This window comes from Acidipropionibacterium jensenii (assembly GCF_005890135.1).
In the GTDB taxonomy this organism is placed as follows: Bacteria; Actinomycetota; Actinomycetes; order Propionibacteriales; family Propionibacteriaceae; genus Acidipropionibacterium; species Acidipropionibacterium jensenii.
Genome location: NZ_CP040635.1, coordinates 1,630,300 through 1,653,064, shown reverse-complemented (window position 1 = coordinate 1,653,064; position 22,765 = coordinate 1,630,300). Strand labels below are relative to the sequence as shown.

Here is a 22,765-nt window from a genome sequence, read left to right as displayed (position 1 = left end):
CGAGGGACGGCTGCCGACGGCGGCGGGAGCAGGGCTCGGCGGACGGCCGTCAGCCCTGGTTCCCGCCGTCCTCCGGGGACTCCCGGGAGTCCTTGGCGGAGGGACCGTTGGGCTCCGACATCGCGTTGAAGGCCTCCTCCTCGGCGGCGGTCAGGGCGATGTCGTCGCGGTGGAACCCTCCGGGCAGGTCGATCCGCGCGAGACGTGCGTAGGCGGCCTGGCGGGCCCCGGTCAGCGTCTCGCCGTGGCCCAGGGCGACCAGCACCCGGCCGCCGGCCGAGACCAGCCGGCCATCGGCGGCCAGTGCCGTCCCGGCATGGATGACGTCGGGGTCGGGGCCTCCGTCGGGGGCCTGGGCCCCGGTGATCGGCCCCCCGGTGGTCGGGGTGCCCGGGTATCCCTGAGAGGCCAGGACGACGCCGACGGCGAATCCGCGACGGAACTCCAGGCCTCCGAACCCCGACAGGTCTCCCCTGGCGGCGGCCCGCATCACCTGGGCCAGCGGGGAGGTCAGCAGGGACAGCAGCGGCTCGGTCTCCGGGTCACCGAATCGGACGTTGAACTCGACCACCTTGGGACCCTCGGCGGTCAGTGCCAGGCCGACGTAGAGCAGCCCCTGGAAGGGCGTCCCGCGACGCCTCATCTCGGCCAGCGTCGGGCGGATCACCTCGCGGCCGACCTGCTCGACCAGGTCGTCGGGAGCCCATGGCAGCGGGGTGTAGGCGCCCATCCCACCGGTGTTGGGCCCGGTGCCGCCGTTGCCGACCCGTTTGAAGTCCTGGGCCGGTTGGAGGGGCAGTGCCAGCTGGCCGTCGCAGATCGCGAAGAGGCTCACCTCGGGCCCCTTGAGGAACTCCTCGACAACGACCCGGTGACCGGCGTCCAGGCAGTGCGCCGCATGGTCCAGCGCGGCCTGCTGGTCGCTGGTCACCACGACCCCCTTGCCGGCGGCCAGCCCGTCGTCCTTGACCACGTGCGGGGCACCGAACCGGTCCAGGGCGGCGGCCACCTCGTCGAGGTTGACGCAGCTGACGGCGGTGGCGGTCGGTACCCTGGCGGCCGCCATCACCTCCTTGGCGAAGGCCTTGGATCCCTCCAGGCGTGCCGCCTCGAGGCCGGGGCCGAAGCAGTCGATGCCGGCCTGGCGCACGGCGTCCGCCACCCCGGCGACCAGCGGCACCTCCGGTCCGATGACGACCAGGTCCGCGCCGATCCGGCGGCTCAGCTCCACGACCGCCTCGGCATCGTTGATGTCGACCGGATGATTGGTGGCGAAGGACGCCGTCCCGGGATTGCCCGGGGCCACGTGCACCGCCGCAACCGCGGGATCGCGGGAGATGGCCAGGGCGATCGCGTGCTCGCGTCCACCCTGGCCGAGGACGAGGACAGTCATCTCGGTCACGGGTCAAGACTAGAGGACGGCGCTCCCGGCACCAGACCTGACGGGTCGGGCGGCCGGCGTCCCGGCTGATGTCCGGCAGCCCGGCAGCCGGCCCGGGTACCGTACGCTGCCCGGGTGCAGAGCTCCCTGAGCCACGTCGCGGCGGTCCTGGTGGCGGGCATGCTGTGGGGCACCACCGGAACCGTGGCCCACCACGCCCCGCCGGGATCCGACCCGATGCTGATCGGACTGTCGACCTTCGGGTTCGGCGGTCTGATCCTGATGTCGACCCGACCGCGTCGCACCCTCGCCCTGCTGCGCGAACGCCGGGCACTGCCGCTACTGGCGGTCGGTGCCGTCGGGGTGCTGGGGTACGCCTGCTTCTACTACTGGTCCTTGGACCTCATCGGGGTCGCGGCCGGGGACGCCCTGGCGCTGGCCTCGGGACCGGTGTGGGCCGGAGTCCTCGAGATGGTGGTGGACCGGCGTCCGCCCGGGTGGGTCTGGCTGGGTGTCGTCTCGGTTCCGGTGGCGGGGATCTGTCTGCTGGTGTCCTCGGGCGGCTCGGCGCCGGCCAGCCGGCCGGTGGCCGGTGCCGTTCTGGGTCTGGCAGCGGGATTCGGCTGGGCGCTCTACTCCTGGGCGGGGTCGCGACTGATCGTCGATCCTGGAGCTGGGGGAAATGGCACCGGCGGCCGCGACTCCGGCACCGTGATGGCGGCGATGTTCACGCTGGCCTCGGTGGTCCTGGTGCCCTGGTTCCTGCTGGCCGGTCCGGGGCCGTTGATCGGGGCGGGCGGGCTGCCCGTGCTGGCATACCTGGCGGTGGTGCCGATGGCGCTGGGGTACACGCTGTTCGGTTTCGGGCTGCGGCGCGTGCCGGCCTCGGCCGCCACCACCCTCGCCCTCACCGAGCCGCTGACGGCGACCCTGCTGGCGACCTCGATCCTGGGTGAGAAGCTCACCGGGACCGGCTGGATCGGTCTGTCCCTGGTCGGTGCCGGGATCGTGCTGAGCGCGATCTCCCAGGGCAGGTCGGTGGCCCGCCGCCGGTCCGCGTCGGGCCGGCGGCGGATCCGGGACCTCAGTCGATCAGGTCGTTGATCATCACCGACTGGTCGCGGTCCGCGCCCACCCCGATGCCCGAGATTCGGCAGCCGATGAGCTCCTCGAGGCGCTTGACGTAGGCCTGGCAGGTGGCCGGCAGGTCGCTGAAGTCCCGCACCCCGGTGATGTCCTCGGTCCAGCCGGGCAGGTACTCGTAGACCGGCTTGGCGTGGTGCAGCTGGGACTGGGTCATGGGCATCGTCTCGAACCGCTCGCCGTCGATCTCGTAGGCCACGCAGACCGGGATCTTGTCCCAGCCGGTGAGGACGTCGAGCTTGGTGAGGAAGATGTCGGTCATCGCGTTGACGACCACCGCCTGCTCGACGACCAGCGCGTCGAACCAGCCGCAGCGGCGCGGCCGCCCGGTGGTGACGCCGTACTCGCCGCCCTCGGTCCGCAGCCGCTCACCGGTCTCGTCGAGCAGCTCGGTGGGGAAGGGGCCCTCGCCGACACGGGTGGTGTAGGCCTTGGCGATGCCGATCACCCGGTCGATCCGGGAGGGGCCGACCCCCGATCCGGTGCAGGCTCCCGCCGCGATCGGGTTGGAGGAGGTGACGTAGGGGTAGGTGCCGAAGTCGACGTCCAGGTGGTGGGCCTGGGCCCCCTCGAAGAGGACCACCTTCTTCTCGTCGAGGGCCTTGTTGAGCAGCCGCGCGGTGTCGACGACGTGCGGACGGATCCGGTCGGCGTGGGCGAGCAGCATGTCGGAGACCTGCTCGGGGTCGATCTCGCGGTGGTTGTAGATCTTGACCAGCTGCTGGTTCTTGCGCTCCAGGGCCGCCTCGACCTTCTGGCGCAGGATCGACTCGTCGAAGAGATCCTGGATCCTGATCCCGATCCGGTTGATCTTGTCGGAGTAGGCCGGCCCGATTCCCCGGCCGGTGGTGCCGATCTTGCGCTTGCCGAGGAAGCGCTCGGTGACCCTGTCCATCACCTGGTGGTACGGGGTGATGATGTGGGCGTTGGCGCTGATCAGCGGGTGCGGGATCGTCACGCCGCGGGCGGCGAGCTCGTCGAGCTCCTGGTGCAGCACCTCGAGGTCGATGACGACGCCGTTGCCGATCACGGCGGTGGAGTTGGGGTTGAGAATGCCGGAGGGCAGCAGGTGCATGGTGAACTTGTCACCATTGACGACCACGGTGTGGCCCGCATTGTTGCCGCCGGAGTAGCGGACGCAGTAGTCCACCCTCTCGGAGAGCTGGTCGGTGGCCTTGCCCTTCCCCTCGTCCCCCCACTGGGATCCGACAACGACGATTCCAGGCATGTTCACTCGCTTCCTCGGCCGTCCAGAGCGGTGGAGGCCGATCCCTGCGGTCCGTGGCCGACGACCGGCCAACGGCACAACATGGGCATTGTAGGGGATCGTCCACCCCACATTCCCGCGATGGACGGCTTCGACCGCAGGCCCCCGGCAGCTCTGCCCGGTGCCGCGGAGCGGCTCCCCACAACCTCGGTTCAGATCTCCAGCAGAAGCAGCCGGGAGCCCTCCAGCGGCAGGCGATGGGCCAGTGGGCCGAAGTGCGGATCGGCCTCGTGGCCGTCGAACTGCAGCCTTCGGCAGCCGCGGTCTCGGGCGTCGGCCACCACCCGACCCACCGCTGCGGCCAGTGCCTGATCCCCGTCGGGCGCGTCCGGGGTAACGGTCTCGGCGCACACCGTCGGCGCCCCCTCGTCGTCGAAGACGAAGGCCACCGCGGCGGGCTGGCCGTCCACCAGCGCGATCGCGGTGTGGTCCAGGTCCAGCTCGGAGGCCTCCGAGCGAAGCACTTCGCGCGCCTTCTCGGAGTCGTCGACCGGTGACCAGTCCTGGTGGACCCACCGGTAGATCTGCGCCCACAGGTGCTCGGCCTCCCCGGGGGACAGGGTCGATACGGGCACGACGTCGCGATGGCCGCCGAGCATCGCGACAACCCGTCCGAACTGACGCCGGGGAAGCTCCAGCGGCGGGCAGATGGCGTAGGGGACGCCGCCGAGACTGCGGATGAATCCCTCGGCGTCCGATCCCTCGACTGTCTTGGTGGCCAGTGGACGGTCGGACCTCTCCTTGACCCTCTCGACCAGCCGGCTCCCGATCCGTCGTCCGCGGGACTCCGGAGCCACCTCGACGTCGATGAACCGGCGGGTGCGGTGAACGGCCGCCAGCCAGCTGACGGCGTATCCGACGACGCGGCCGCGCCAGGTGGCCACCATGACGTTGGCGCTCGGATCGTCGAGCCATCCGGCCAGGCTGCCGGGCTCCCCGAACTCGATCCCGGTGATGTCGTCGATCTTAAGATCCCGGAACCCCACGTGCTCGACCATGGCTCCTCCTGAGGCCTGTGGCACCGGCTCAGCCCTGAGCCGTGCTGCCGACCGTCTGTTCAGCGGCGGGCTGACCCCCATCATCCCGCGACTCGCGCGCCTTGTCAGAGGTATCGGCATTGTCGGAGCCGTCGGCAGTGTCCGGGGTATCAGCATGGTCGGGGGCATCGGCGGTGTCGGAGGTGTCTGCCACCACGAGTGTGGTGTGGAGAACCTCCCATGCCGACTCGCTGAACCGACGGAGGAACTCCACGCAGCGATGGGCCTCCTCGGTCTGGCCGATCCGGTCTGCGGCCACGGACCTCGCCCACACGCACCGGAGGAGACCCTGGTTGGTGAGGTGGTCCCAGGGGACCGTGCCCTCGTCCTGCCACCCCTCGGCGCGCAGTGCCGCCATGCCGTGGTGGCAACCGGTCAGCGCATACGCGTATCCGGCGATGTCGGCCTCCTCGGTGCCGGCCATCAGGGCGCCCTCGGCGAGCAGCGCCCAGCACAGCGCCGAGGTGGGGTAGTCCCGCACCACGGAGAGGAAGTCGTTGCGGCCGTGGTCTGCCAGTTCGGCGATCGCCGGATCCGGGGGGAGCCGCGTCGCCGGCTCCGTCTCGGCCGACAGACTCTGATGCGTCTGGTCTTCTGCCATGGTGCAACCCTAGGGCTCCGGCCCGCCCGCCGTCGTGCTGGTCCGCGGGCCCGACCTCTGGCCGGAGTCATCAAAACACCCCCCGGGGTATCATCATCCCGATTCCGGCCGGCCCCATTGATGACGAGGGCGCCCGGCCATCGCAGCTGACGAGGAGATCCGATGAAACTCGACCCCGAGGAACTCAAGCCCGTGATCACCCGGCTGCGCCGCGCCCAGGGCCAGATCGGCGGGGTGATCGCGATGATCGAGGACGGCCGGGAGTGCCGCGACATCGTCACCCAGCTCGCCGCGATCGGCAAGGCGGTGAACCGGGCCGGCTTCACCCTGGTGTCCACCGGTGTGCGCAGCTGCATCGCGAACGGCGGCGAGGGCTGCGAGGAGGACCTCGCCGGGCTGGAGAAACTCTTCCTGTCCCTGGCGTGAGCGCACCCAGTCTGCGACGAGCACCCGACGGCTACCGTCCCGCCGTCCCGTCGGCCCAGGTGGCGAAGCCGCCGTCCAGGCTGCGGGCCCGCCGTCCGTGCTGGGTGAGGATCCGGGCGGCGACGTAGCTGCGCAACCCGGCCGCGCAGTGGACGATGAGGTCGCCGTCAGGCAGGTCGCCGAGGCGCTCGCGCAGCTCGTCGAGAGGGATGAGCGTCGAACCGGGGATGGCCCCCTTCTCGTGCTCTGCGGGGGTTCTCACGTCGATCACACGGGCGCCGCCTGCCATCGCACTGGCCAGTTCGTGCCACTGGATGGTGTCGACCAGGCCGTCGGCGAGGTTCTGGTCGGCCCAGCCGAGGAAGTTCACCGGATCCTTGGCCGAGCCGAACTGCGGCGCGTAGCACAGCTCCAGATCGGCGAGCTGCGACGCCTTCAGCCCGCCTGCCATGGCCGTGGCGATGACGTCGATCCGTTTGTCCGCCCCCTGATCGGCGACCGCCTGGGCGCCGAGGATGCGGTCGGTCCCGGGGTCGACAAGGAGTTTGAGACGCATTCCGACGGCGCCGGGGTAGTAGCCGGCGTGGTGCACCGGATGGGTGTGGATGACGCGCACGGGCCGCCCGGCGGCCCGAAGCCGGGTCTCGCTCCAGCCGGTGACCGTGACCTGGAGCCCGAACACCCCGACGATGGCGCTACCGAGGGTCGGGCGCACGACCCCGGGGCGCCCGGAGATGACATCGGCGACCAGCCGTCCGTCACGGTTGGCGGTGTTGGCCAGGGGCACGAGAACGTCGTCGCCGGTGATGGCATCGATCTTGGCCACAGCGTCTCCTGCGGCGTGGATGTGCGGGTCGGAGGTCGCCCAGCGATCGTCGACCGCAATGGCACCGGATCCGGTGATCTCCAGGCCCGCCCCGGCAGCCAGACGCGACTCCGGCCGCACCCCGATGGCCGCGAGCACGAGGGCGCCGGGCAGCTTCTCGCCGGTATCGAGGGTGACGCCGTCGTCACCGATCTCGACCACCGTCGAGCGCAGCCTCAGGTCCACGCCGTTGGCGCGCAACCGGGAGTGGACGGGCTCGGCCATCTCGGGATCCAGGGGTGCGATGACATGGCCGGCGGCCTCGACCAGATGGACCGAGATGCCGCGGGCGACCAGATTCTCGGCCACCTCGACACCGATGAACCCGGCTCCGATGACGACGGCCTCCGCGGCGTCCTCTGCGGCGTCGATGATCTGGTCGAGGTCGGTGACGTCGCGCAGCGTCAGGGCATGCTCGATGCCGGGGATGGGCGGGCGGACGGGCGCGGCACCAGGGGTGAGGACGAGCTCGTCGTATCCCAAAGATTCAACTGTGCCGTCAGGCAGTCGCAGCTCGACGGTGCGCTCGGCGGGGTGGATGGCGCGAGCTTCGGTGCGAACGCGCACATCGATACGGAATCTGGCGGCGAGGGACTCCGGAGTCTGGAGCAGGAGTGCCGAGCGGTTCTCAATGACTCCACCCAGGTGATAGGGCAGCCCGCAGTTGGCGAAGGAGACGTGCTCGCCGCGCTCGACGACGATGATCTCGGCGTCCTCCTGGAGACGGCGCAGACGGGTGGCGGCGGACATTCCGGCGGCGACTCCGCCGATGATGACGATCCTCATGACGAGAAATGATACCCCCAGGGGTATATGCTGTCCATCGTCAACGGCTCCCCGGAACGGGAGTACGAGAGCCACTGAGCACCAGGGCCACGAGCACGAGGAGCGACATCATGTGTAGAGCAGTCACCTGCAAGGTCTGCGGAAAGACCACCTGGGCCGGATGCGGCCAACACATCGATCAGGTGAAGGCGGGCGTTCCCGCTTCGCAGTGGTGCGGCGGGAAGCACACCGAGGCCGAGATCCGGGCGGCGCGCAGGGCCCGGCCCTCAAACCCCTTCGCGCGACTCTTCGGGCGCTGATCCCGGGATCGAGGTCGCTGGGGGTGCGGACAGAGTCTGACCAATTGCGGTGCGAGTTCACACGACAGACCACCACAGTTGATCGACTGAACTCATGCTGGATCACGCGGACCGGCCCTCTGGATGATGAGCGTCTACTCGTCGACGAAATCAGTGATCCACCTGCGGATCTCGGCCAGCGTCGCCGGATCGACCCGGCCCGCACGGCCGACCACGTGCTCCCGCGAGATGGTGCGCAGCTGCTCAGTCATGGCCCATGACCGGCATTGCAGGGCATCGGGCCGCAGCGGGATGTGATTCGACCATCCGCGGTCCACGGATGTGACCGGCACCACGATCACGAGCGTGTCGGCGATCAGGAGATGTCCGCGCGAGGAGACGACCACCGCGGGGCGCCGTCCGCTCTGCTCCCGCCCGACGACCGGATCGAGGAAGACCCAGACGATGTCACCGGGGCTGAGGTCAGGCATCCTGGGCCGACTCCCACCAGGCAGTCTCCTGCCGGTATGAGGCGAGATCCTTGGCCGGCGTCGCGTCGATCTCGGCCCTCAGCCGCTCGAACCGCTTCTGCTTGTCGGCCAGTGAGGCGAGATACCGGAGATGCTCACCCAAGGTGCGGTGCTCCGCGGCGGCCTGCTCCTTGAGCAGGTCGCGAACCTCGGGACTGACCTTGATCGTGGTGAGTGTCATACCACGAGGATACCCGCGGTCATACCCCCCGTGAGCCGGCCCGGCTCGTCGCGGCCCGACGGTCGAGAGCCACAGCAGCCCCACCGTGATGGGATGCAGCCCAGCTTCGCGGATCGTGGCGTACACATCAACCCCCAGAGAGCGCGAGCACAGAACTGAGGAAGTTATTCATCAGTGGCTACCAGCCGATTCTGCAGAGTTCAGGTCTCGTGACAATTCTGATGATTGTGGGGAATTCTGCCAGGCGGCCTCGGTATCCTTTCGTGAGGATCTTCCAGTTCTTCAGGTGTCCGACGATGTATTCGATCCTGGAGCGGAAGCCGGACACGTCGTGGTTGAACTTCTTCTCCCAGTCCAGTCGGTCGCTTCCTGGGGTCTTCTCGATCGGTGTGATCGCACCGGTGCCGATGTAGGCGGTGTCGGCGATCCAGCCTTTGACGATTTTGACCGAGCGGTCGATGAGTTTCGCGACGATGGTGATATCGGCGTCTTCGAAGACGTAGAGGATCGCTTCGGATTTCATTCGTGGGAGGATGAACGTGTCGGGCTGCTTCTTCCAGTTCATCAGAAAGGTCATCTCGTCGGCGGTGACTTCGATCATGGAACAATGATACGGTAGATTGCACCGTGCTGTCCACAGGTGCGAGCAACTATTTCGGATACTCCGGGATCTTTCGATTCTGATTATTCGCGGCTACATCGAAGACTAAAGCCTAGACCTGGTGACCCTGATTTGGCTCACATACACGCTTGTCAACGACTCGACTGAAGGTGCGTGAAATTGGACAAGGGCCCGTACTATATGCTTGCATCCCGCCCCCTCCGGAAGAGACTCCTGACACATCTACAAATCTATTGACATACGCACTGCGTCTATCCTTTAACCTGACTTGATGCAGTTTTTCGGGGTTCGGTCGGGTGTGTTGGTCTGGCTACGGGTTTCGTGTTCGATCGTGGCTGTTTTGGGGCACTAAGACGGTCCTGGGGACCCGTATTGTGGGGGTCATGACCTATGTCCGGACGGTCCGCACGGGTTCGGGTGCGGTGGCGGTCCAGATCGCTGAGAAGCGACGGGGCAGGCGCATCATCGTGGAGCATGTGGGCTCGGCTCACAGTGACGAGGAACTGGCGGTACTCAGGACCACTGCCCGGGCCAGGATCGAGCAGTTGAGCGGCCAGGAGCCCTTGGACCTGGGCGTGGAGATCCCGGTTGCGGTCGAGGAGTCGTTCACCGAGCCCGTGGTCCAGGACAGGTTGACCGGTGAGGACTCTGGACGCCATGAGAGTTCAGCGCTTGCCAGGCCTGCGCAGGTCGTCTCGACGGCCTCGGACCTGTTGTGGTCTGTGCTGGACAGGGCCTATCGCCGCCTGGGACTCGACGCGGTTGCCGATCAGGTGTTCGAGCAGGTCGTTGTGGCCCGGATCGTCGAACCCACCTCGAAACTGGCTGTCGGGCGGGTCCTGACCGGTGTGGGTCAGGACCCGCCGCATCACACCACGATCTACCGGCACCTGGCTCGTGCCCAGGACCGCGACTACCGTGCCGTGATCACCGATGCCTGCCACCGGTACTCGGCCGGTGGCGGGGAGGTGACTCTGGTGCTCTATGACGTGACCACCCTGTACTTCGAGGCTGAGAACGAGGACAGTCTGCGCAAGGTCGGCTATTCGAAGGAACGCCGGGTTGATCCCCAGATCGTGGTCGGGCTCCTCGTGGACCGCTGGGGCTTTCCCCTCCAGATTGGCTGTTTTCCCGGCAACAAGGCCGAGACCACGACCCTGATCCCGATTGTTGAGGCCTACCGGTCGGCCCACGAGATCGCCGACATGGTGGTGGTCGCAGACGCCGGCATGCTGTCGGCCTCCAATCTGGAGGCCCTGGACGGTGCAGGTCTGCGGTTCATCGTGGGATCCCGGTCGGTAAAGGCCCCCAGCGACCTGGCCGGCCATTTCCACTGGAACGGCACGGCCTTCGATGACGGGCAGATCATCGACACGATCACACCCCGCACCCCGAGGAGGAAGACCTGCCACCCTCGCAGCAGACGGGCCGAGCCGGTCTGGGATCCAGCCGGGTCCACCGATAGCTGGCGGGCGGTCTGGCAGTACTCCCGCAAACGGGCCGTGCGGGACTCGGCCACATTGACGGCTCAGGAGAACCGCGCCAAAGCCGTGGTCGACGGTGACAGACCGGCCCGCAAGCCACGGTTCGTCAGCGCATCGGCGAACGGCTTGTCCTTGGATCACAAGGCGATCGACCGGGCCCGCCAACTGGTCGGGTTGAAGGGATACGTGACCAATATTCCAGTATCGGTGATGACTCCGGTCCAGGTGATCGGGGCCTACCACGACCTCTGGCACGTCGAGGACTCCTTCCGCATGGCCAAGTCCGACCTGCGGGCCCGGCCCATCTTCCACCGGCTCTCTGACTCCATCGAGGCCCACCTGACCACGGCATTCGCCGCCCTGGCCGTCTCGCGTTACCTACGACAGGTCACCGGCCTGTCGGTCAAACGGATCGTCCATACCCTCGCCCCACTACGCTCAGCGACCCTGGAGATCAACGGCTCGCTTCACACCATCAAGCCCCAGACCACACCCGAGGCCCGCGCCATCATCAACGCGATCGAGTCCGATGCGGGGCACTAAGCCAATGCAACAAGTCAGGCGCACTGCGTCTATCCTTTAATGGCTCTTCACGAACGAGGGTGTAGCGGGTTGAGCGCGTCGGTGGCCGGGTAGGGGTCGAGGTCTCCCTGAGGATGGAAGTTCTCACACTTGGACTGCTTGCCGTTTCTCGGACACGCCCAAACACTTGGTTTCAGGCCACCTGACGTGATTCCCTGTACTCCGCCTCAATCTCATTAGGGGTCCGATACCCCAACGACGAGTGAAGACGTTTCTGATTATACCTGAGCTCGATCCACCGCACAATATCCCGGACCGCCTCATCCCTGGTCCGATAGATCACCCGGTGCACCCTCTCGTTCTTCAACGTCGCATTGAACGACTCCGCCCACGCATTATCCCAGCACAGTCCCGTCCTCCCCACGGACAGTCTGATATCATAGGACTCGAGCAGCTCGGTGAATTCCTTCGACATGTACTGCGACCCATGATCCGAATGGAAAATGGTCGCCCCTCTCACATACTCACAATTCCTGACGGCCATGTCGATGGCCCTGCAGATCAATCCGGTCCTCATGTGATCATCGATCGCGTAACCCACGGCCCTCTTCGTGCAGCAGTCCAGTACCGTCGCCAGATAGCAGAATCCTTCCAGGGTGCGAATATAGGTGATGTCACCGACCCATTTGTATCCCGGCTGCGCCGCGGTGAAGTCTCGTTCCACCAGGTCTGGGCGCCCGTCGGCGTCGTCGGCCGGGATCGTGGTGCGGACCCTCAGGCGGGGCTGTGCGGCCACCAGCCCCTCGGCCCGCATGATGGAGCGGACCGTGTCCGGGTGCACCGCCTCACCGGCCCGGGCGAGCTCGGCGGCGATCCGCCGGTAGCCGTAGGTACCGTCCGAGTCAGCAAAATAGAAACGAATCTTGGAAGCGAGGTCACGGCGTCGACGTGCGGTCGCAGAAATGGGCCTGGCTCGCCAGTCATAATATCCCGAGGGAGACACGGTGAGGCATCGGCACATGAGCCGAACGGGGTAGTTGCCTTCTTGCGAGAAGATGTACGTGTAGCGGACAGCTACTGTGATTCCTTCGCGAAGAAGGCTGCCGCTTTTTTTAGGAACTCGTTCTCCATCCGGGCCTCACGGAGATCCTTCCTCAACCGTGCGAGTTCGGCCGACTCGGCACTGGTGAGGTTCTCGGTTTCCGGGTCCGGATTCTTCTTGCGATACTCCTTGACCCATACGCCGACAGTCTGAGCGACAAGATTGTATGATTCTGCTACGGCTTTGATGGTGCGATGCTTGTCCACGACTTCAAGAACGACCTGGTTCTTGAACTCCGGACTGTACTTCGATCCTGACATGATGTGATCCTACCCGATTCTCGAAACTATGACTTTCCTCAGAAGTCCGGGAAGCTTCACTCAGTCCAACTCGCCATCTGCCGGAAGACCTCGACGTGTCACACCCTACTTTCACTACACCTTGCCTGACCACGTTCTGCGGTCTCGACGAGCTCGGCCTGGAGGCTGTCGGGCAGCGTCTGGACCCGGATCGGGCGGTGATCGAGTGCCGTGTCGTGGAGCCGGACCGGTGGTGCCGCGAGTGTGGATGCGAGGGCGCCCCGCGCGACACGGTGATCCGTCGGCTCACGCATGAGCCGTTCGGGCATCGGCCCACGACCCTGCTGATCCGGGTCCGGCGCTACAAATGCTGCGGGTGTGGGCGGGTCTGGCGGCAAGACACCACGGCCGCCGCGCCGGTACGGGCGAAGATCTCCCGCGGTGGGTTGGCGTGGGGGCTGGCGGGCTTGGTCCTCGATCATCTCTCGGTCACGCGTGTCGCGGCAGGGCTGGGGGTGTCCTGGTCCGCCGCGAACGACGCGATCCTCGCCGAGGGCCGCCGGCGGCTGATCGATGACCCGGCGCGGTTCGAGGGCGTGACCACGATCGGCGTCGACGAGCACGTGTGGCGACACACCCGCCACGGCGACACGTACGTGACCGTGATCATCGACCTGACCCCGGTGCGCGACAAGACCGGCCCGGCACGGCTGCTGGACATGGTCGCCGGACGCTCGAAAGCCGTGTTCAAGACCTGGCTCGCCGCCAGACCGAAGCCATGGCGAGAGGGGATCGAGGTCGTCGCCATGGACGGATTCACGGCTCATCCGAATCCAGGGTGTAGTCGGGGTCTGAACCCGCCGGTCTCGAGCAGGGATCTGGCGATGTAGTTGGTCAGGTTGCGGAACCCCAGCGCCGAGCCGCGCAGGTGCTCGAGCCTGCCGTTGATCGCCTCGGTGGGCCCGTTGGAGGTGCTGGGCCGGTCGAAGTAGGCCAGGACGTCGGCGGCGCGCTTCTTCAGCGTCCTGCCGAGCTTGGTGATCTCGACCAGGGCCTTGGGGACGCCGGTGCTGATCGAGTCGATGAGCCGGGCCATCAGCTCGCGGCCGTGGCGCCGGTTCTCGTGGCGGTAGGCGGCGATCATGCGCTGGTAGACGCTCCAGGTGACCTCGACCTCGACGTGGGCGTCGTCGGCGAACAGGGTGTCCAGTCGGTCCTTCTGCTTGTCGTTGAGCAGGTCGGCGCCGGTGGACAGCGTGCGTCGCGCCGAGTAGAGCGGGTCGCCCTTGCGGCCGCGGTGCCCACAGATGGCCTGCTGAACTCGCCGTCGGCACTCATCGAGCGCCTCGCCAGCGAGCCTGGTGACGTGGAAGGGATCTAGCACGGTGACCACGTCGGGCAGTTCCTCGACGGCGGCGGTCTTGAACCCGGTGAAGCCGTCCATCGCGACCACCTCCACGCCGTCGCGCCACTCCTGCGGGCGGTCGGCCAGCCAGGTCTTGAACGCCTGCTTGGAGCGTCCTTCGACCATGTCCAGCAGCCGTGCCGGGCCGGTGCCATCTCGCACTGGGGTGAGGTCGATGATCACGGTGACGTACCTGTCGCCGCGACGGGTGTGGCGCCACACGTGCTCATCGACCCCGACGACCTTCACCCCCTCGAAGCGGTGCTCCTCGTCGATCAGCACCCGCTTGCCCTCGGCCAGAACGGCGTCGTTGGCGGTGTCCCAGGCCACCCCGAGCCCCTCGGCGACCCGAGCCACGCTCAGGTGCTGGACCACGATCCCTTCCAGCGCCCACCGCAGAGCGCGCCGAGACAACTTGGCCCGGGGCCCGGCCGCCGCCGTGGTGTCCTGGCGCCACACATACCCGCAGCCGCTGCAGCGGTAACGGCGCACGACGACCTCCAGCGTCGTGGGCCGCCAGCCCTGCGGGGCGTGGGCGAGCTCGCGCGTGACCGAGTCGCGCGGGCTGCCTTCACAGCCGCAGCCGCGGCACCAGCGGTCGTCGTCGACGACCCGGCACGCGAGAACGGCACGGTCGGGCTCGATCCGTTGCCCGGTGACGACGAGCCCGAGGTCGTCGAGCCGACAGAACTTGGTCAGGTCGGGGCAAGCGAAGGTAGCGTCAGACAAGTCGAGGTCTTCTGGATGGAAGGTGTAGGAACCCCCATCATCGGGAGACCTCGGCCCCTACCTGGCCACCGCCCCAGCTACACCCTCATCTGTGATGAGCCGATTAAGATACCCGGTGGTTGGAAAACGTCTGCCACTGAGTACTTCTCCTGGTCAACTGGGTGCGGGTTCGGGTGGTCGACATCGCGGGTGGGGTGAGGCGTGTCGTGTCCTGATGAGGCAGGTGCCGTGGTCAGCGGGTCTCACTCGCTTATGTCGGGATGGGCGGTGCGCGCCTGCCACGCCGAGGTGACCATGTCGTCGATGGAGTGGCGCATCCGCCAGTCCAGGTCGCGGGCGGCGGCGTCCCCGTTGGCGACGATGCGCGCCGGGTCGCCGGGGCGGCGCTCGCCGATCACCGGCTCGAAGGTGTGGCCGGTGCCACGCTGCATCGCGTCCATGATCTCGCGCACCGAGAGCCCGTCGCCGCTGCCCAGGTTGTACACCGGCCGCAGCTCGCGCCCCTCGGCCATCGCCGTCGCGGCGGCGACGTGGCTGGTGGCCAAGTCGGCGACGTGGACGTAGTCGCGCACGCAGGTGCCGTCCGGCGTCGGGTAGTCGGTGCCGTTGATGCGGGGCGTGCGGCCCTCGATGAGCGCCTCGATGACCAGCGGGAACAGGTTGTGCGGGCTGGTGTCGTAGACCTCGTCGGTGCCGGAGCCGACGACGTTGAAGTAGCGCAGGCTGACGTGCTGCAGCGGCGTGGCACCGTCGGTGAGCTCCAGCGCGCGGGCCTGGTCGGCCAGCAGCCACTCGCCGATCAGCTTGCTCTGGCCGTAGGGCGACTCGGGGGCGGTGGGCTGGTCCTCGGTGACCAGGTCGACGTCGGGGGTGCCGTAGACGGCCGCCGAGCTGGAGAACACGATTCGGCTGACGCCGACGCGCTGCATCGCCTCCAGCACCGCCGCGGTGCCCTGCACGTTCTGGCTGTAGGTGTGCAGCGGCCGGGCGACCGACACGCCGGCGTACTTGTACCCAGCGATGTGCATCACGCCCTCGACGTCGTGCTCACGCATCGTCCGCTCCAGCAGCGAGGTGTCCTGCACCTGGCCTTCGACGAAGTCGACGCCGTCGGGCACGAATTCCCGGTGGCCGCTGGACAGGTCGTCGACCACGATCGGGGTGATGCCCTGCTCGATGAAGGCCCGCACGACGTGCGACCCGATGTAGCCGGCTCCGCCGGTGACCAACCACGACATGTCTTCTCCTGTGTCTCTGGGGATGCTCGAAGAGGGTGCTGGTGCTCACGCGGTCACGCGGTCTGCCGACGTGCGCAGCGCCCGGTTGGCCTTCTCGACGTCGAGCCGGGTGAGGAAGGCGAGGATGATGAGGTTGGCGATGGCGGGGATCCACAGGTACATGAAGTAGAGCATGTGGATCGCGGAGCTGCTCTGGGTGGTGGCGTTGCCGACGTAGCCGCTGGCGGCCAAGAGCCATCCGGCCAAGGCTGTTCCGACGCCGCCGCCGATCTTCACACCGAGGGTGGTGCAGGAGAACATCATGCCGTCGATGTGCTTGCCGGTGCGCAGGAAGGTGTACTCGGAGGCCTCGGCGATCAGCGCATTGAGAGTGCCTTGCAGGGGGCTCATGCCCAGAGAGGCGATCGCGGAGGAGGCGATCATGAGGGGGATGCTGCCCATGTAGCCACCGGCCACGACACCCAAGCGGCCCAGGACGGCGACGACGTAACCCCAGATGTTGAGGCGGTACATCTGTCCGTAGCGCTTGACCAGAACGGGGGTGAACAGCAGTCCGATGATCAGCGGAATGTTGATCGCCCATGCGAAGGCGCCCAGAAGGGTCGCGTCACCGAGGACGTAGGTCATGAAGTAGATGCCCATGTTCAGGGTGGCGGTGAAGATCTGCTGGACCAGGTAGATGACCAGGATGATCAGATAGAACTTGTTGGCGAGCAGGATCCGGGCGCCCTCCTTGAACGAGTAGCGCTCGGCGGCGGCCGGATCGTGGCCCTCGTCAAGCTCTTCGGGCGGCAGCTCCTTGACCGACAGCACCGAGATCGTGTTAACCGCCAGACCGATGACGGCATAGATGATCGCGATGGCCCGCCACCCGTCGGCGCCGCCACCCAGCATGCGCACGCCCTGGACGGTGAAGGTCTGGATGAGCATGCTGGTGGTGAACGCGAACATGAAGCGGATGGAGCCCATCTGCACTCGTTCGGCGGAGTTCCTGGTGATCAGCGCCGTCAGCGCCGAGTAGGCGATGTTGTTCGCGGTGAAGAACACCGAGTTGAGCAGGATATAGGCGAGGAAGAACCAGATGTACTTGCCCGTCTCACTGAGCCCGCCGGGGATGGCGAAGCTGGCGACCAGGGTGACAGCGCAGCCGATGTAGGGCCACAGCATCCACGGCCGAGCCTTGCCCATTCGGGTATGGGTGCGGTCGAGCAAGGCCCCGAAACCGATGTCGGTGACACCATTGAACAGCTGGGCGACCATCATGAGCGTGCCGATGACACCGGCGTTGAGGCCCATCTGGTCGGTCAGGTAGATCATCAGGAAGGCCGACAGGAACGCGTAGACCACGTTGCCGGCGACGTCACCGGAGCCGTAGCCGATCTTGTTGCCCCAGGTCAGGTACGTCTTGCCAGAACTTGCAGCGTGTGTGGGCATGGTTTCGGGTCTCCCGGTGGGTTCAGCGGCGGGTGGGGGCGAGGACGAGGTCGACGTGGTACGTCTCGTCGTCGACCCGGTAGCGGGCGAGCAGCTCGGGGCCGCAGCTGTTGGAGCCGATCCCGGCCATGGCGTGGTCGATGCACAGCACCACCTGGTCGTCGGGGTCCAGCTCGACGTCGTGTCTCGTAATCGACAGCTGCTCTTGGGTGATCCGGGAGGCGTTGAACGAGAACGGTCGCGGTGAGGTGACGGTCAGGCCACGCGCCGCATCGGCTTGCTCCACACGGACCCAGTCGCAGTCTCCGCGGCTGCCGTTCTCCTGGGGGCGGAGGTAGTCGACGAACAGTCCGTCGATGCTGCTGGTGAAGTGGCCGTGGCGGCTGGCCTGCCGCTTGTCTGGGTAGTTCTCGCCCGGACCGAGCCCGACCCACGACGCCTGGTCGAGTTCCGGTGCCAGGAAGAAGCGCAGACCCAGTCGGGGCAGGGTTGGGAACTCCGGTGTGCGGGTGACGTCCATCTGGCACCGCAATCGGCCCGCGACGTCGATGGTCCAGCTGGCGTCGAGGCGCAGGATGGGCTGGATCGTCGCGGCGTCCAGGGTCATGCGGGCGCGCACCACCACGGACCCGTCAAGGGTCTGGGCGGAACACTCATGTGCGCGGACCGCGGCATACGGGTAGCGGGCCCGTTCCCACTCCAGGCGGATGCGTCGGTCGTTGTCGGTGGGCGCGCGCCAGATGTTGACCTCCGCAGGTGCCGTGAACATCTCCTGGTCGCCCACGAGCATCGACGTGGGCATCCCGGTGCCGGTGTCGAAACGGTACTGGAAGCCGTCACCACGCACCGTGATCGCGGAGGGGTCCTGCTCGACGGCGGGGGAGACGCCACCGGGCGGTGCCTCGAGCAACTGCACGGACTGCTGGTTGCGGGGGTCGGCGACAGGGACGGCGACCTCATCGAAGCCGAGCTCCTGGCCCGCGGCGCGCACCGCGTCGCCGACGCGGAGGCGTTGCGTCACACGCAGGTGACAGCGCCCTACCCGCGGCAGCTGGGGGCGGCAGGTCACTTGGGTTTCGGTGTGGGGCGGAACAGGACGCGTGAAGGACAGGTCGCCACGATCTAGGACGATCCCGTCGCAGACCAGCTCCCAGGACAGGTCGACCACCTCGTCGAGATTTGTGAAGTCCAGGTCGTTGCGCAGCGTCAGCATGCCCGCGCCGGGGTCGTGCGCGACGACTCGGGCTGGGCGCTGCACGTTCTTCAGTTCCAAAAGGCCGGGGTGGGGTCGGCGGTCGGGCCACACGAGGCCGTCGACGCAGAAGTTCCCGTCGTGGATGACTTCACCGGAGTCGCCGCCGTACAGGTAGCAGGGGCGGCCGTCGTCGGTGTGGCCGGCTAGGACGGCGTGGTCGCACCACTCCCACACGAACCCGCCGCACAGGCGAGGGTCGGTGTGGATGAGCTGCCAGTAGTCCTCCAGGTCACCGGGCCCGTTGCCCATTGCGTGGCAGTACTCCACCAGCACCAGCGGCTTGTCTGGATCGCCTGCGAGGTAGTCGAGCATCTCCTGCTGTGACGGGTACATGCGGCTGTACAGGTCGATGTTCGAGTAGTCATAGCTGCGCTTGGAATCGCGGTAGAAGGCGCTCTCGTAGTGGGTCACCCGGTCCGGGTCGAACTCCTTCATCCAGGCCAGGGAGACCTCGAGGGTGCAGCCATAGGCGCACTCGTTGCCGGCCGACCAAGAGAAGATGCTCGGCCGGTTCTTCTCGCGCTGGACGCAACGCTGCACGCGGTCCAGGGTCGCCTCCGTCCAGTCGGGACTGTCGGCGATCAGCTCGTTCCAGTGCTCGACGACGTTGTCCCAGGACTCGTCGGCCAGGAACTGGGCCTGCGTTCCGTGGCTCTCGTTGTCGGCCTCCGACATGACCAGCAGGCCGTACTGGTCGCACAACTGGTAGAAGCGGGGGTCGTTGGGGTAATGGGAGCTGCGCACGGCGTTGATGTTGTGCCGCACCATGAGTTCCAGGTCGCGGCGCATGTGGGCGACGTCGACGGTGGGTCCGGTGGCGGGGGCGGAGTCATGGCGGTTGACGCCCCTCAACGTCACCGGGCAGTCGTTGAGGCGCAGGACCACGTCGTCGATCGAGACCTCTCGCAGACCCACCTGGTCGGTGACGACCTCGTCTGGCATCTCCAGCAACAGGGTGTACAGCTCCGGGTGCTCGGGGTTCCACAGGCGTGGCCGGTTGACGTGGAGTTCGACGGCGTGGCTGTACCCGCGGGCGTCGTTGGCCTCGGCCAGCACACCGCTGGCCACCGTCGTGCCATCTGCGCCGAGCAGCGTGGCCCGGGTCTCGACCGGGCCACCCACGTAGGAGGCACGCAGGCGCACCGTGGCGCCGGCCTCGTGGATCTGGGTAGTGGTGAAGTAGTCGAACAGGTGACGGGTAGGGCGGTCGACGAGGTAAACGTCGCGGAAGATGCCGCTGGTGCGGAACTTGTCCTGGTCCTCGAGGTAGGTGCCGTCACACCACTTGAACACCAACACCGCCATGTGGTTGGTGCCCTCCACGAGCGCCTCGGTGATATCGAACTCGCTCGTGGCGTGGCTGACCTGGCTGTAACCGACGTAGTGCCCGTTCACCCACACGTAGAAGCAGGAGTCGACGCCCTCGAAGACCAGCGTCGTGTCGGGCGCCGCCGCGTCGGCGTGGTGATCGAAGGTGGTCCGGTAGGCGCCGCAGGGGTTGTCCACGGGGACGTGGGGCGGGTCCAGCGGGATCGGGTAGCGCACGTTGGTGTACTGGTGAGCGTCGTAGCCCTGATGCTGCAAAGTACCCGGAACGGTGATTGGAGCGAAACCCTCGACCGTGCACCCGGGGTCCATGAAGGCCTCGTCCAGGTCGTTGACCGAGTGGTGGTAGCGGAAGTCCCACTGACCGTTGAGCAGTTGGACCCGGTCGGACGACTCACGGGCGGTGACGACATCGGTCACTGCCGCTGAGGCCGGCACGAAGTAGGCATGGGCGGCCAGCGTGTTCTCGTGCAGGACCTCCAGGCCCTGGTGGTGCTTCGGGATGCTCACCGCTGCTCCTGTCCGTTCCGTCCCCGGCCACCACGACATCGACCGCCTCGGCTATCTGGGGGGAGTGCCGTGGCGACCGCATCGGCCACTTTGTGGTCCTCGGCGTTCATCACCTGCACCACCTCGAGGGAGGACATGCGGTCGAGGTCGCTGGAGGCGGTATTGCGCTGCTCGGTGGTGCTGACCTGGTGTGTGGACTCCTGAGGCGACACCGGTGTTCCCTTCCGTCACGAGTGGCTTCGTCGCCACGATCGTGACACGACATTACATCGAGATAGCCATCTATGGAATAGAATTTCAATACGAGCCCTGATGAGGGGCTGGCTACCGTTCAAGGAGCTCAGCGAGATGACCGCACCCCGCGAGGTCGCGCCCGATTAGACCGTCCCATCCCGTCTCGATGACGTCTCGTCCCAGCCTGCCGACCGCGACACCTCGCCCAATTCGACCCTCCTCGTGGAGCGCATCCGGAGGGCTCGTCCCTCCTTCTCGGCCATGGAGACCGCGGTTGCTGACCATCTCCTGTCCGACCCGTCTGCCGTCGTCTCCGCCACGACGGCCGAGCTCGCAAAGGCAGCCGGTGTGAGCCAGGCCAGCGTCGTGCGATTTGCGCGCTCCTTGGGGTATGAGGGGCTTCCGGCCCTGCGTCTTTCCCTGGCGCGAGAGCTCACGCGCCTCGACGTGGAGCATGAGCTCTCCGGTGTCGCAAGGGGTCGTATCGACGCCTCGGACTCCTTGCATGACCTGGCTCACAAGATTGGTGGCTCTTCACGAACGAGGGTGTAGCGCGGGTCTGAATCCGCCGGCTTCGAGCAGCGACCGAGCGATGTAGTGGCTGAGGTTGCGGAAGCCGAGGGCTGTGCCGCGTAGGTGTTCGAGTCGGCCGTTGATCGCTTCGGTGGGGCCGTTGCTGGTGCCGGGGCGGTCGAAGTAGCCGAGCACGTCCGAAGCGCGCTGTGTGAGGGTGCGGGCGAGTTTGCGGATCTCGACGAGCTGCTCCGGGACGCTGGCGCTGATCTTGTCGATCGTGTGCGCGAGGAAGAATCTGCCCAGGCCGCGGTCCTTGTCCCGGTACGCGGTGATCATGTCTTGGTAGATGCCCCACGTCGCTTCGACCTCGACGTGCCTGTCGTCGGCGAACAGGGCATCTAGCCGCGCCTGCTGCTTGTCGGTGAGCAGACCGGCACCGGTGAGCAGGGTCCGTCTGGCCTGGTAGAGCGGATCGCCCTTCATGCCCCGCCGGCCGAAGACGTCGTGCTGTACCCGGCGTCGGCAGTTCTCCAGCGCGTCACCGGCGAGCCGGATCACGTGGAACGGATCCATGACCGGGGCCGCGTCGGGCAGTTCTTCGGCGGCGGCGGTCTTGAACCCGGTGAATCCGTCCATGGCGACGACCTCGATCCCCTCTCGCCAGGGCTTCGGTCTGGCGGCGAACCAGGTCTTGAACACGGCTTTCGAGCGTCCGGCGACCATGTCCAGCAGCCGTGCCGGGCCGGTCTTGTCGCGCACCGGGGTCAGGTCGATGATCACGGTCACGTACGTGTCGCCGTGGCGGGTGTGTCGCCACACGTGCTCGTCGACGCCGATCGTGGTCACGCCCTCGAACCGCGCCGGGTCATCGATCAGCCGCCGGCGGCCCTCGGCGAGGATCGCGTCGTTCGCGGCGGACCAGGACACCCCCAGCCCTGCCGCGACACGCGTGACCGAGAGATGATCGAGGACCAAGCCCGCCAGCCCCCACGCCAACCCACCGCGGGAGATCTTCGCCCGTACCGGCGCGGCGGCCGTGGTGTCCTGCCGCCAGACCCGCCCACACCCGCAGCATTTGTAGCGCCGGACCCGGATCAGCAGGGTCGTGGGCCGATGCCCGAACGGCTCATGCGTGAGCCGACGGATCACCGTGTCGCGCGGGGCGCCCTCGCATCCACACTCGCGGCACCACCGGTCCGGCTCCACGACACGGCACTCGATCACCGCCCGATCCGGGTCCAGACGCTGCCCGACAGCCTCCAGGCCGAGCTCGTCGAGACCGCAGAACGTGGTCAGGCAAGGTGTAGTGAAAGTAGGGTGTGACACGTCGAGGTCTTCCGGCAGATGGCGAGTGTGAGAACTTCCATCCTCAGGGAGACCTCGACCCCTACCCGGCCACCGACGCGCTCAACCCGCTACACCCTCGTTCGTGAAGAGCCAGATTGGTTTCCATGAAGCACGCTCCATCGAGGACACCGTCAGCGGTCTCTGGACTGCTTGCCGTTTCTCGGACACGCCCAAACACTTGGTTTCAGCCCTGATCCACCGGCGTTGATTCGTGATCGGTGATTCCGGTGTGGTCGTGGGCGGGTTGTGGTGTGGGCGTGGCTGACTCGCCGGTCTGTTCCGGCTCTTCCACTGTGGGGTCCTCGGT

General features: G+C 67.1%; 20 protein-coding genes and 1 pseudogene. 6 read left to right on the top strand and 15 right to left on the bottom strand.

Annotated elements, in window-relative coordinates:
- Positions 1-49 precede the first annotated feature (49 nt).
- Positions 50-1,393 carry a phosphoribosylamine--glycine ligase gene (gene purD, locus FEZ32_RS07245; protein WP_138680892.1) on the bottom strand — a complete coding sequence of 448 codons (1,344 nt, stop codon included), beginning with the start codon at positions 1,391-1,393 and terminating at the stop codon, positions 50-52.
- Between the two features lie 123 nt (positions 1,394-1,516).
- Here purD and FEZ32_RS07240 point away from each other — a divergent pair, with 123 nt between their 5' ends.
- Entirely contained in the window at positions 1,517-2,485 is a 969-nt protein-coding gene (locus FEZ32_RS07240) for a DMT family transporter (protein ID WP_138680317.1), read from the top strand.
- Here the strand turns inward: FEZ32_RS07240 and FEZ32_RS07235 are convergent.
- The 3 genes from FEZ32_RS07235 to FEZ32_RS07225 form a co-directional block, all read right to left on the bottom strand.
- On the bottom strand, positions 2,466-3,752 hold the full coding sequence (locus tag FEZ32_RS07235; protein WP_028703981.1) for an adenylosuccinate synthase: 1,287 nt from the start codon (positions 3,750-3,752) through the stop codon (positions 2,466-2,468). The genes FEZ32_RS07240 and FEZ32_RS07235 overlap by 20 nt on opposite strands.
- A gap of 191 nt (positions 3,753-3,943) precedes the next feature.
- Positions 3,944-4,789: a GNAT family N-acetyltransferase gene (locus FEZ32_RS07230; protein WP_036982728.1), complete on the bottom strand. Its 846-nt coding sequence runs from the start codon at positions 4,787-4,789 to the stop codon at positions 3,944-3,946.
- A 28-nt stretch (positions 4,790-4,817) separates the two neighbouring features.
- On the bottom strand, positions 4,818-5,429 hold the full coding sequence (locus FEZ32_RS07225) for a DUF3151 domain-containing protein (RefSeq protein WP_097798355.1): 612 nt from the start codon (positions 5,427-5,429) through the stop codon (positions 4,818-4,820).
- 162 nt (positions 5,430-5,591) lie between these two features.
- On the opposite strand from FEZ32_RS07225, the gene FEZ32_RS07220 reads away from it, so the two are divergent.
- Positions 5,592-5,855 carry a metal-sensitive transcriptional regulator gene (locus FEZ32_RS07220; RefSeq protein WP_028703982.1) on the top strand — a complete coding sequence of 88 codons (264 nt, stop codon included), beginning with the start codon at positions 5,592-5,594 and terminating at the stop codon, positions 5,853-5,855.
- A 31-nt stretch (positions 5,856-5,886) separates the two neighbouring features.
- On the opposite strand, the gene FEZ32_RS07215 is transcribed toward FEZ32_RS07220, so the two are convergent.
- Positions 5,887-7,506, bottom strand: a complete 1,620-nt coding sequence (locus tag FEZ32_RS07215) for an FAD-dependent oxidoreductase (RefSeq protein WP_138680316.1) — start codon at positions 7,504-7,506, stop codon at positions 5,887-5,889.
- A gap of 110 nt (positions 7,507-7,616) precedes the next feature.
- Between FEZ32_RS07215 and FEZ32_RS07210 the strand changes: the two genes are divergently transcribed.
- Positions 7,617-7,805: a hypothetical protein gene (locus FEZ32_RS07210; RefSeq protein ID WP_084149559.1), complete on the top strand. Its 189-nt coding sequence runs from the start codon at positions 7,617-7,619 to the stop codon at positions 7,803-7,805.
- 134 nt (positions 7,806-7,939) lie between these two features.
- On the opposite strand, the gene FEZ32_RS07205 is transcribed toward FEZ32_RS07210, so the two are convergent.
- The 3 genes from FEZ32_RS07205 to FEZ32_RS13945 all read right to left on the bottom strand — a co-directional run bounded on the left by FEZ32_RS07205 (position 7,940) and on the right by FEZ32_RS13945 (position 9,096).
- The gene (locus FEZ32_RS07205; RefSeq protein ID WP_097828426.1) at positions 7,940-8,275 is read right to left on the bottom strand and encodes a type II toxin-antitoxin system PemK/MazF family toxin; all 336 of its coding nucleotides are present in this window, start codon (positions 8,273-8,275) and stop codon (positions 7,940-7,942) included.
- Positions 8,268-8,495 carry a hypothetical protein gene (locus tag FEZ32_RS07200; RefSeq protein ID WP_028703985.1) on the bottom strand — a complete coding sequence of 76 codons (228 nt, stop codon included), beginning with the start codon at positions 8,493-8,495 and terminating at the stop codon, positions 8,268-8,270. The genes FEZ32_RS07205 and FEZ32_RS07200 overlap by 8 nt, the downstream gene beginning before the upstream one ends.
- A 178-nt stretch (positions 8,496-8,673) precedes the next feature.
- Positions 8,674-9,096, bottom strand: coding sequence for a hypothetical protein (locus tag FEZ32_RS13945; protein WP_244937824.1), 423 nt, complete (start codon positions 9,094-9,096; stop codon positions 8,674-8,676).
- 404 nt (positions 9,097-9,500) lie between these two features.
- Between FEZ32_RS13945 and FEZ32_RS07190 the strand changes: the two genes are divergently transcribed.
- A complete protein-coding gene (locus FEZ32_RS07190; RefSeq protein WP_138680315.1) occupies positions 9,501-11,144 on the top strand; it encodes an IS1634 family transposase in 1,644 nt (547 codons plus the stop codon).
- Between the two features lie 172 nt (positions 11,145-11,316).
- Here the strand turns inward: FEZ32_RS07190 and FEZ32_RS07185 are convergent, their stop codons facing one another.
- Both FEZ32_RS07185 and FEZ32_RS07180 read right to left on the bottom strand, forming a co-directional pair.
- The gene (locus tag FEZ32_RS07185; protein WP_244937950.1) at positions 11,317-12,180 is read right to left on the bottom strand and encodes an IS3 family transposase; all 864 of its coding nucleotides are present in this window, start codon (positions 12,178-12,180) and stop codon (positions 11,317-11,319) included.
- Between the two features lie 17 nt (positions 12,181-12,197).
- A complete protein-coding gene (locus tag FEZ32_RS07180) occupies positions 12,198-12,485 on the bottom strand; it encodes a transposase (protein ID WP_138679867.1) in 288 nt (95 codons plus the stop codon).
- Positions 12,486-12,580: 95 nt separating this feature from the next.
- Between FEZ32_RS07180 and FEZ32_RS07175 the strand changes: the two are divergent.
- A pseudogene (locus FEZ32_RS07175) lies at positions 12,581-13,285 on the top strand (ISL3-like element ISPfr1 family transposase); the annotation flags it as partial.
- 2 nt (positions 13,286-13,287) lie between these two features.
- Here the strand turns inward: FEZ32_RS07175 and FEZ32_RS07170 are convergent.
- The 4 genes from FEZ32_RS07170 to FEZ32_RS07155 all read right to left on the bottom strand — a co-directional run bounded on the left by FEZ32_RS07170 (position 13,288) and on the right by FEZ32_RS07155 (position 20,361).
- Positions 13,288-14,598 (bottom strand): ISL3 family transposase, encoded by a 1,311-nt coding sequence (locus tag FEZ32_RS07170; RefSeq protein WP_138680314.1) that lies wholly within the window; start codon positions 14,596-14,598, stop codon positions 13,288-13,290.
- A gap of 242 nt (positions 14,599-14,840) precedes the next feature.
- Complete coding sequence (gene galE, locus FEZ32_RS07165; protein ID WP_013160161.1) at positions 14,841-15,836, bottom strand: UDP-glucose 4-epimerase GalE; 996 nt, start codon at positions 15,834-15,836, stop codon at positions 14,841-14,843.
- A gap of 45 nt (positions 15,837-15,881) precedes the next feature.
- Positions 15,882-17,270 (bottom strand): MFS transporter, encoded by a 1,389-nt coding sequence (locus FEZ32_RS07160; protein ID WP_138680313.1) that lies wholly within the window; start codon positions 17,268-17,270, stop codon positions 15,882-15,884.
- A 22-nt stretch (positions 17,271-17,292) separates the two neighbouring features.
- Complete coding sequence (locus tag FEZ32_RS07155; protein ID WP_138680312.1) at positions 17,293-20,361, bottom strand: glycoside hydrolase family 2 TIM barrel-domain containing protein; 3,069 nt, start codon at positions 20,359-20,361, stop codon at positions 17,293-17,295.
- Positions 20,362-20,856: 495 nt separating this feature from the next.
- Between FEZ32_RS07155 and FEZ32_RS14215 the strand changes: the two genes are divergently transcribed.
- Positions 20,857-21,147 carry a MurR/RpiR family transcriptional regulator gene (locus FEZ32_RS14215; protein WP_138680311.1) on the top strand — a complete coding sequence of 97 codons (291 nt, stop codon included), beginning with the start codon at positions 20,857-20,859 and terminating at the stop codon, positions 21,145-21,147.
- Here FEZ32_RS14215 and FEZ32_RS07145 read toward each other — a convergent pair.
- Complete coding sequence (locus FEZ32_RS07145) at positions 21,130-22,437, bottom strand: ISL3-like element ISPfr1 family transposase (RefSeq protein WP_138680310.1); 1,308 nt, start codon at positions 22,435-22,437, stop codon at positions 21,130-21,132. The two genes, FEZ32_RS14215 and FEZ32_RS07145, sit on opposite strands and share 18 nt — an antisense overlap.
- Positions 22,438-22,765: the final 328 nt, after the last annotated feature.

Excerpts from the sequence above, each read along its gene's own strand:
- purD (WP_138680892.1), bottom strand. The coding sequence starts at position 1,393 with ATGACTGTCCTCGTCCTCGGCCAGGGTGGACGCGAGCACGCGATCGCC.
- FEZ32_RS07235 (WP_028703981.1), bottom strand. The coding sequence starts at position 3,752 with ATGCCTGGAATCGTCGTTGTCGGATCCCAGTGGGGGGACGAGGGGAAG.
- FEZ32_RS07230 (WP_036982728.1), bottom strand. The coding sequence starts at position 4,789 with ATGGTCGAGCACGTGGGGTTCCGGGATCTTAAGATCGACGACATCACC.
- FEZ32_RS07225 (WP_097798355.1), bottom strand. The coding sequence starts at position 5,429 with ATGGCAGAAGACCAGACGCATCAGAGTCTGTCGGCCGAGACGGAGCCG.
- FEZ32_RS07220 (WP_028703982.1), top strand. The coding sequence starts at position 5,592 with ATGAAACTCGACCCCGAGGAACTCAAGCCCGTGATCACCCGGCTGCGC.
- FEZ32_RS07215 (WP_138680316.1), bottom strand. The coding sequence starts at position 7,506 with ATGAGGATCGTCATCATCGGCGGAGTCGCCGCCGGAATGTCCGCCGCC.
- FEZ32_RS07210 (WP_084149559.1), top strand. The coding sequence starts at position 7,617 with ATGTGTAGAGCAGTCACCTGCAAGGTCTGCGGAAAGACCACCTGGGCC.
- FEZ32_RS07205 (WP_097828426.1), bottom strand. The coding sequence starts at position 8,275 with ATGCCTGACCTCAGCCCCGGTGACATCGTCTGGGTCTTCCTCGATCCG.
- FEZ32_RS07200 (WP_028703985.1), bottom strand. The coding sequence starts at position 8,495 with ATGACACTCACCACGATCAAGGTCAGTCCCGAGGTTCGCGACCTGCTC.
- FEZ32_RS13945 (WP_244937824.1), bottom strand. The coding sequence starts at position 9,096 with ATGATCGAAGTCACCGCCGACGAGATGACCTTTCTGATGAACTGGAAG.
- FEZ32_RS07190 (WP_138680315.1), top strand. The coding sequence starts at position 9,501 with ATGACCTATGTCCGGACGGTCCGCACGGGTTCGGGTGCGGTGGCGGTC.
- FEZ32_RS07180 (WP_138679867.1), bottom strand. The coding sequence starts at position 12,485 with ATGTCAGGATCGAAGTACAGTCCGGAGTTCAAGAACCAGGTCGTTCTT.
- galE (WP_013160161.1), bottom strand. The coding sequence starts at position 15,836 with ATGTCGTGGTTGGTCACCGGCGGAGCCGGCTACATCGGGTCGCACGTC.
- FEZ32_RS07160 (WP_138680313.1), bottom strand. The coding sequence starts at position 17,270 with ATGCCCACACACGCTGCAAGTTCTGGCAAGACGTACCTGACCTGGGGC.
- FEZ32_RS14215 (WP_138680311.1), top strand. The coding sequence starts at position 20,857 with ATGGAGACCGCGGTTGCTGACCATCTCCTGTCCGACCCGTCTGCCGTC.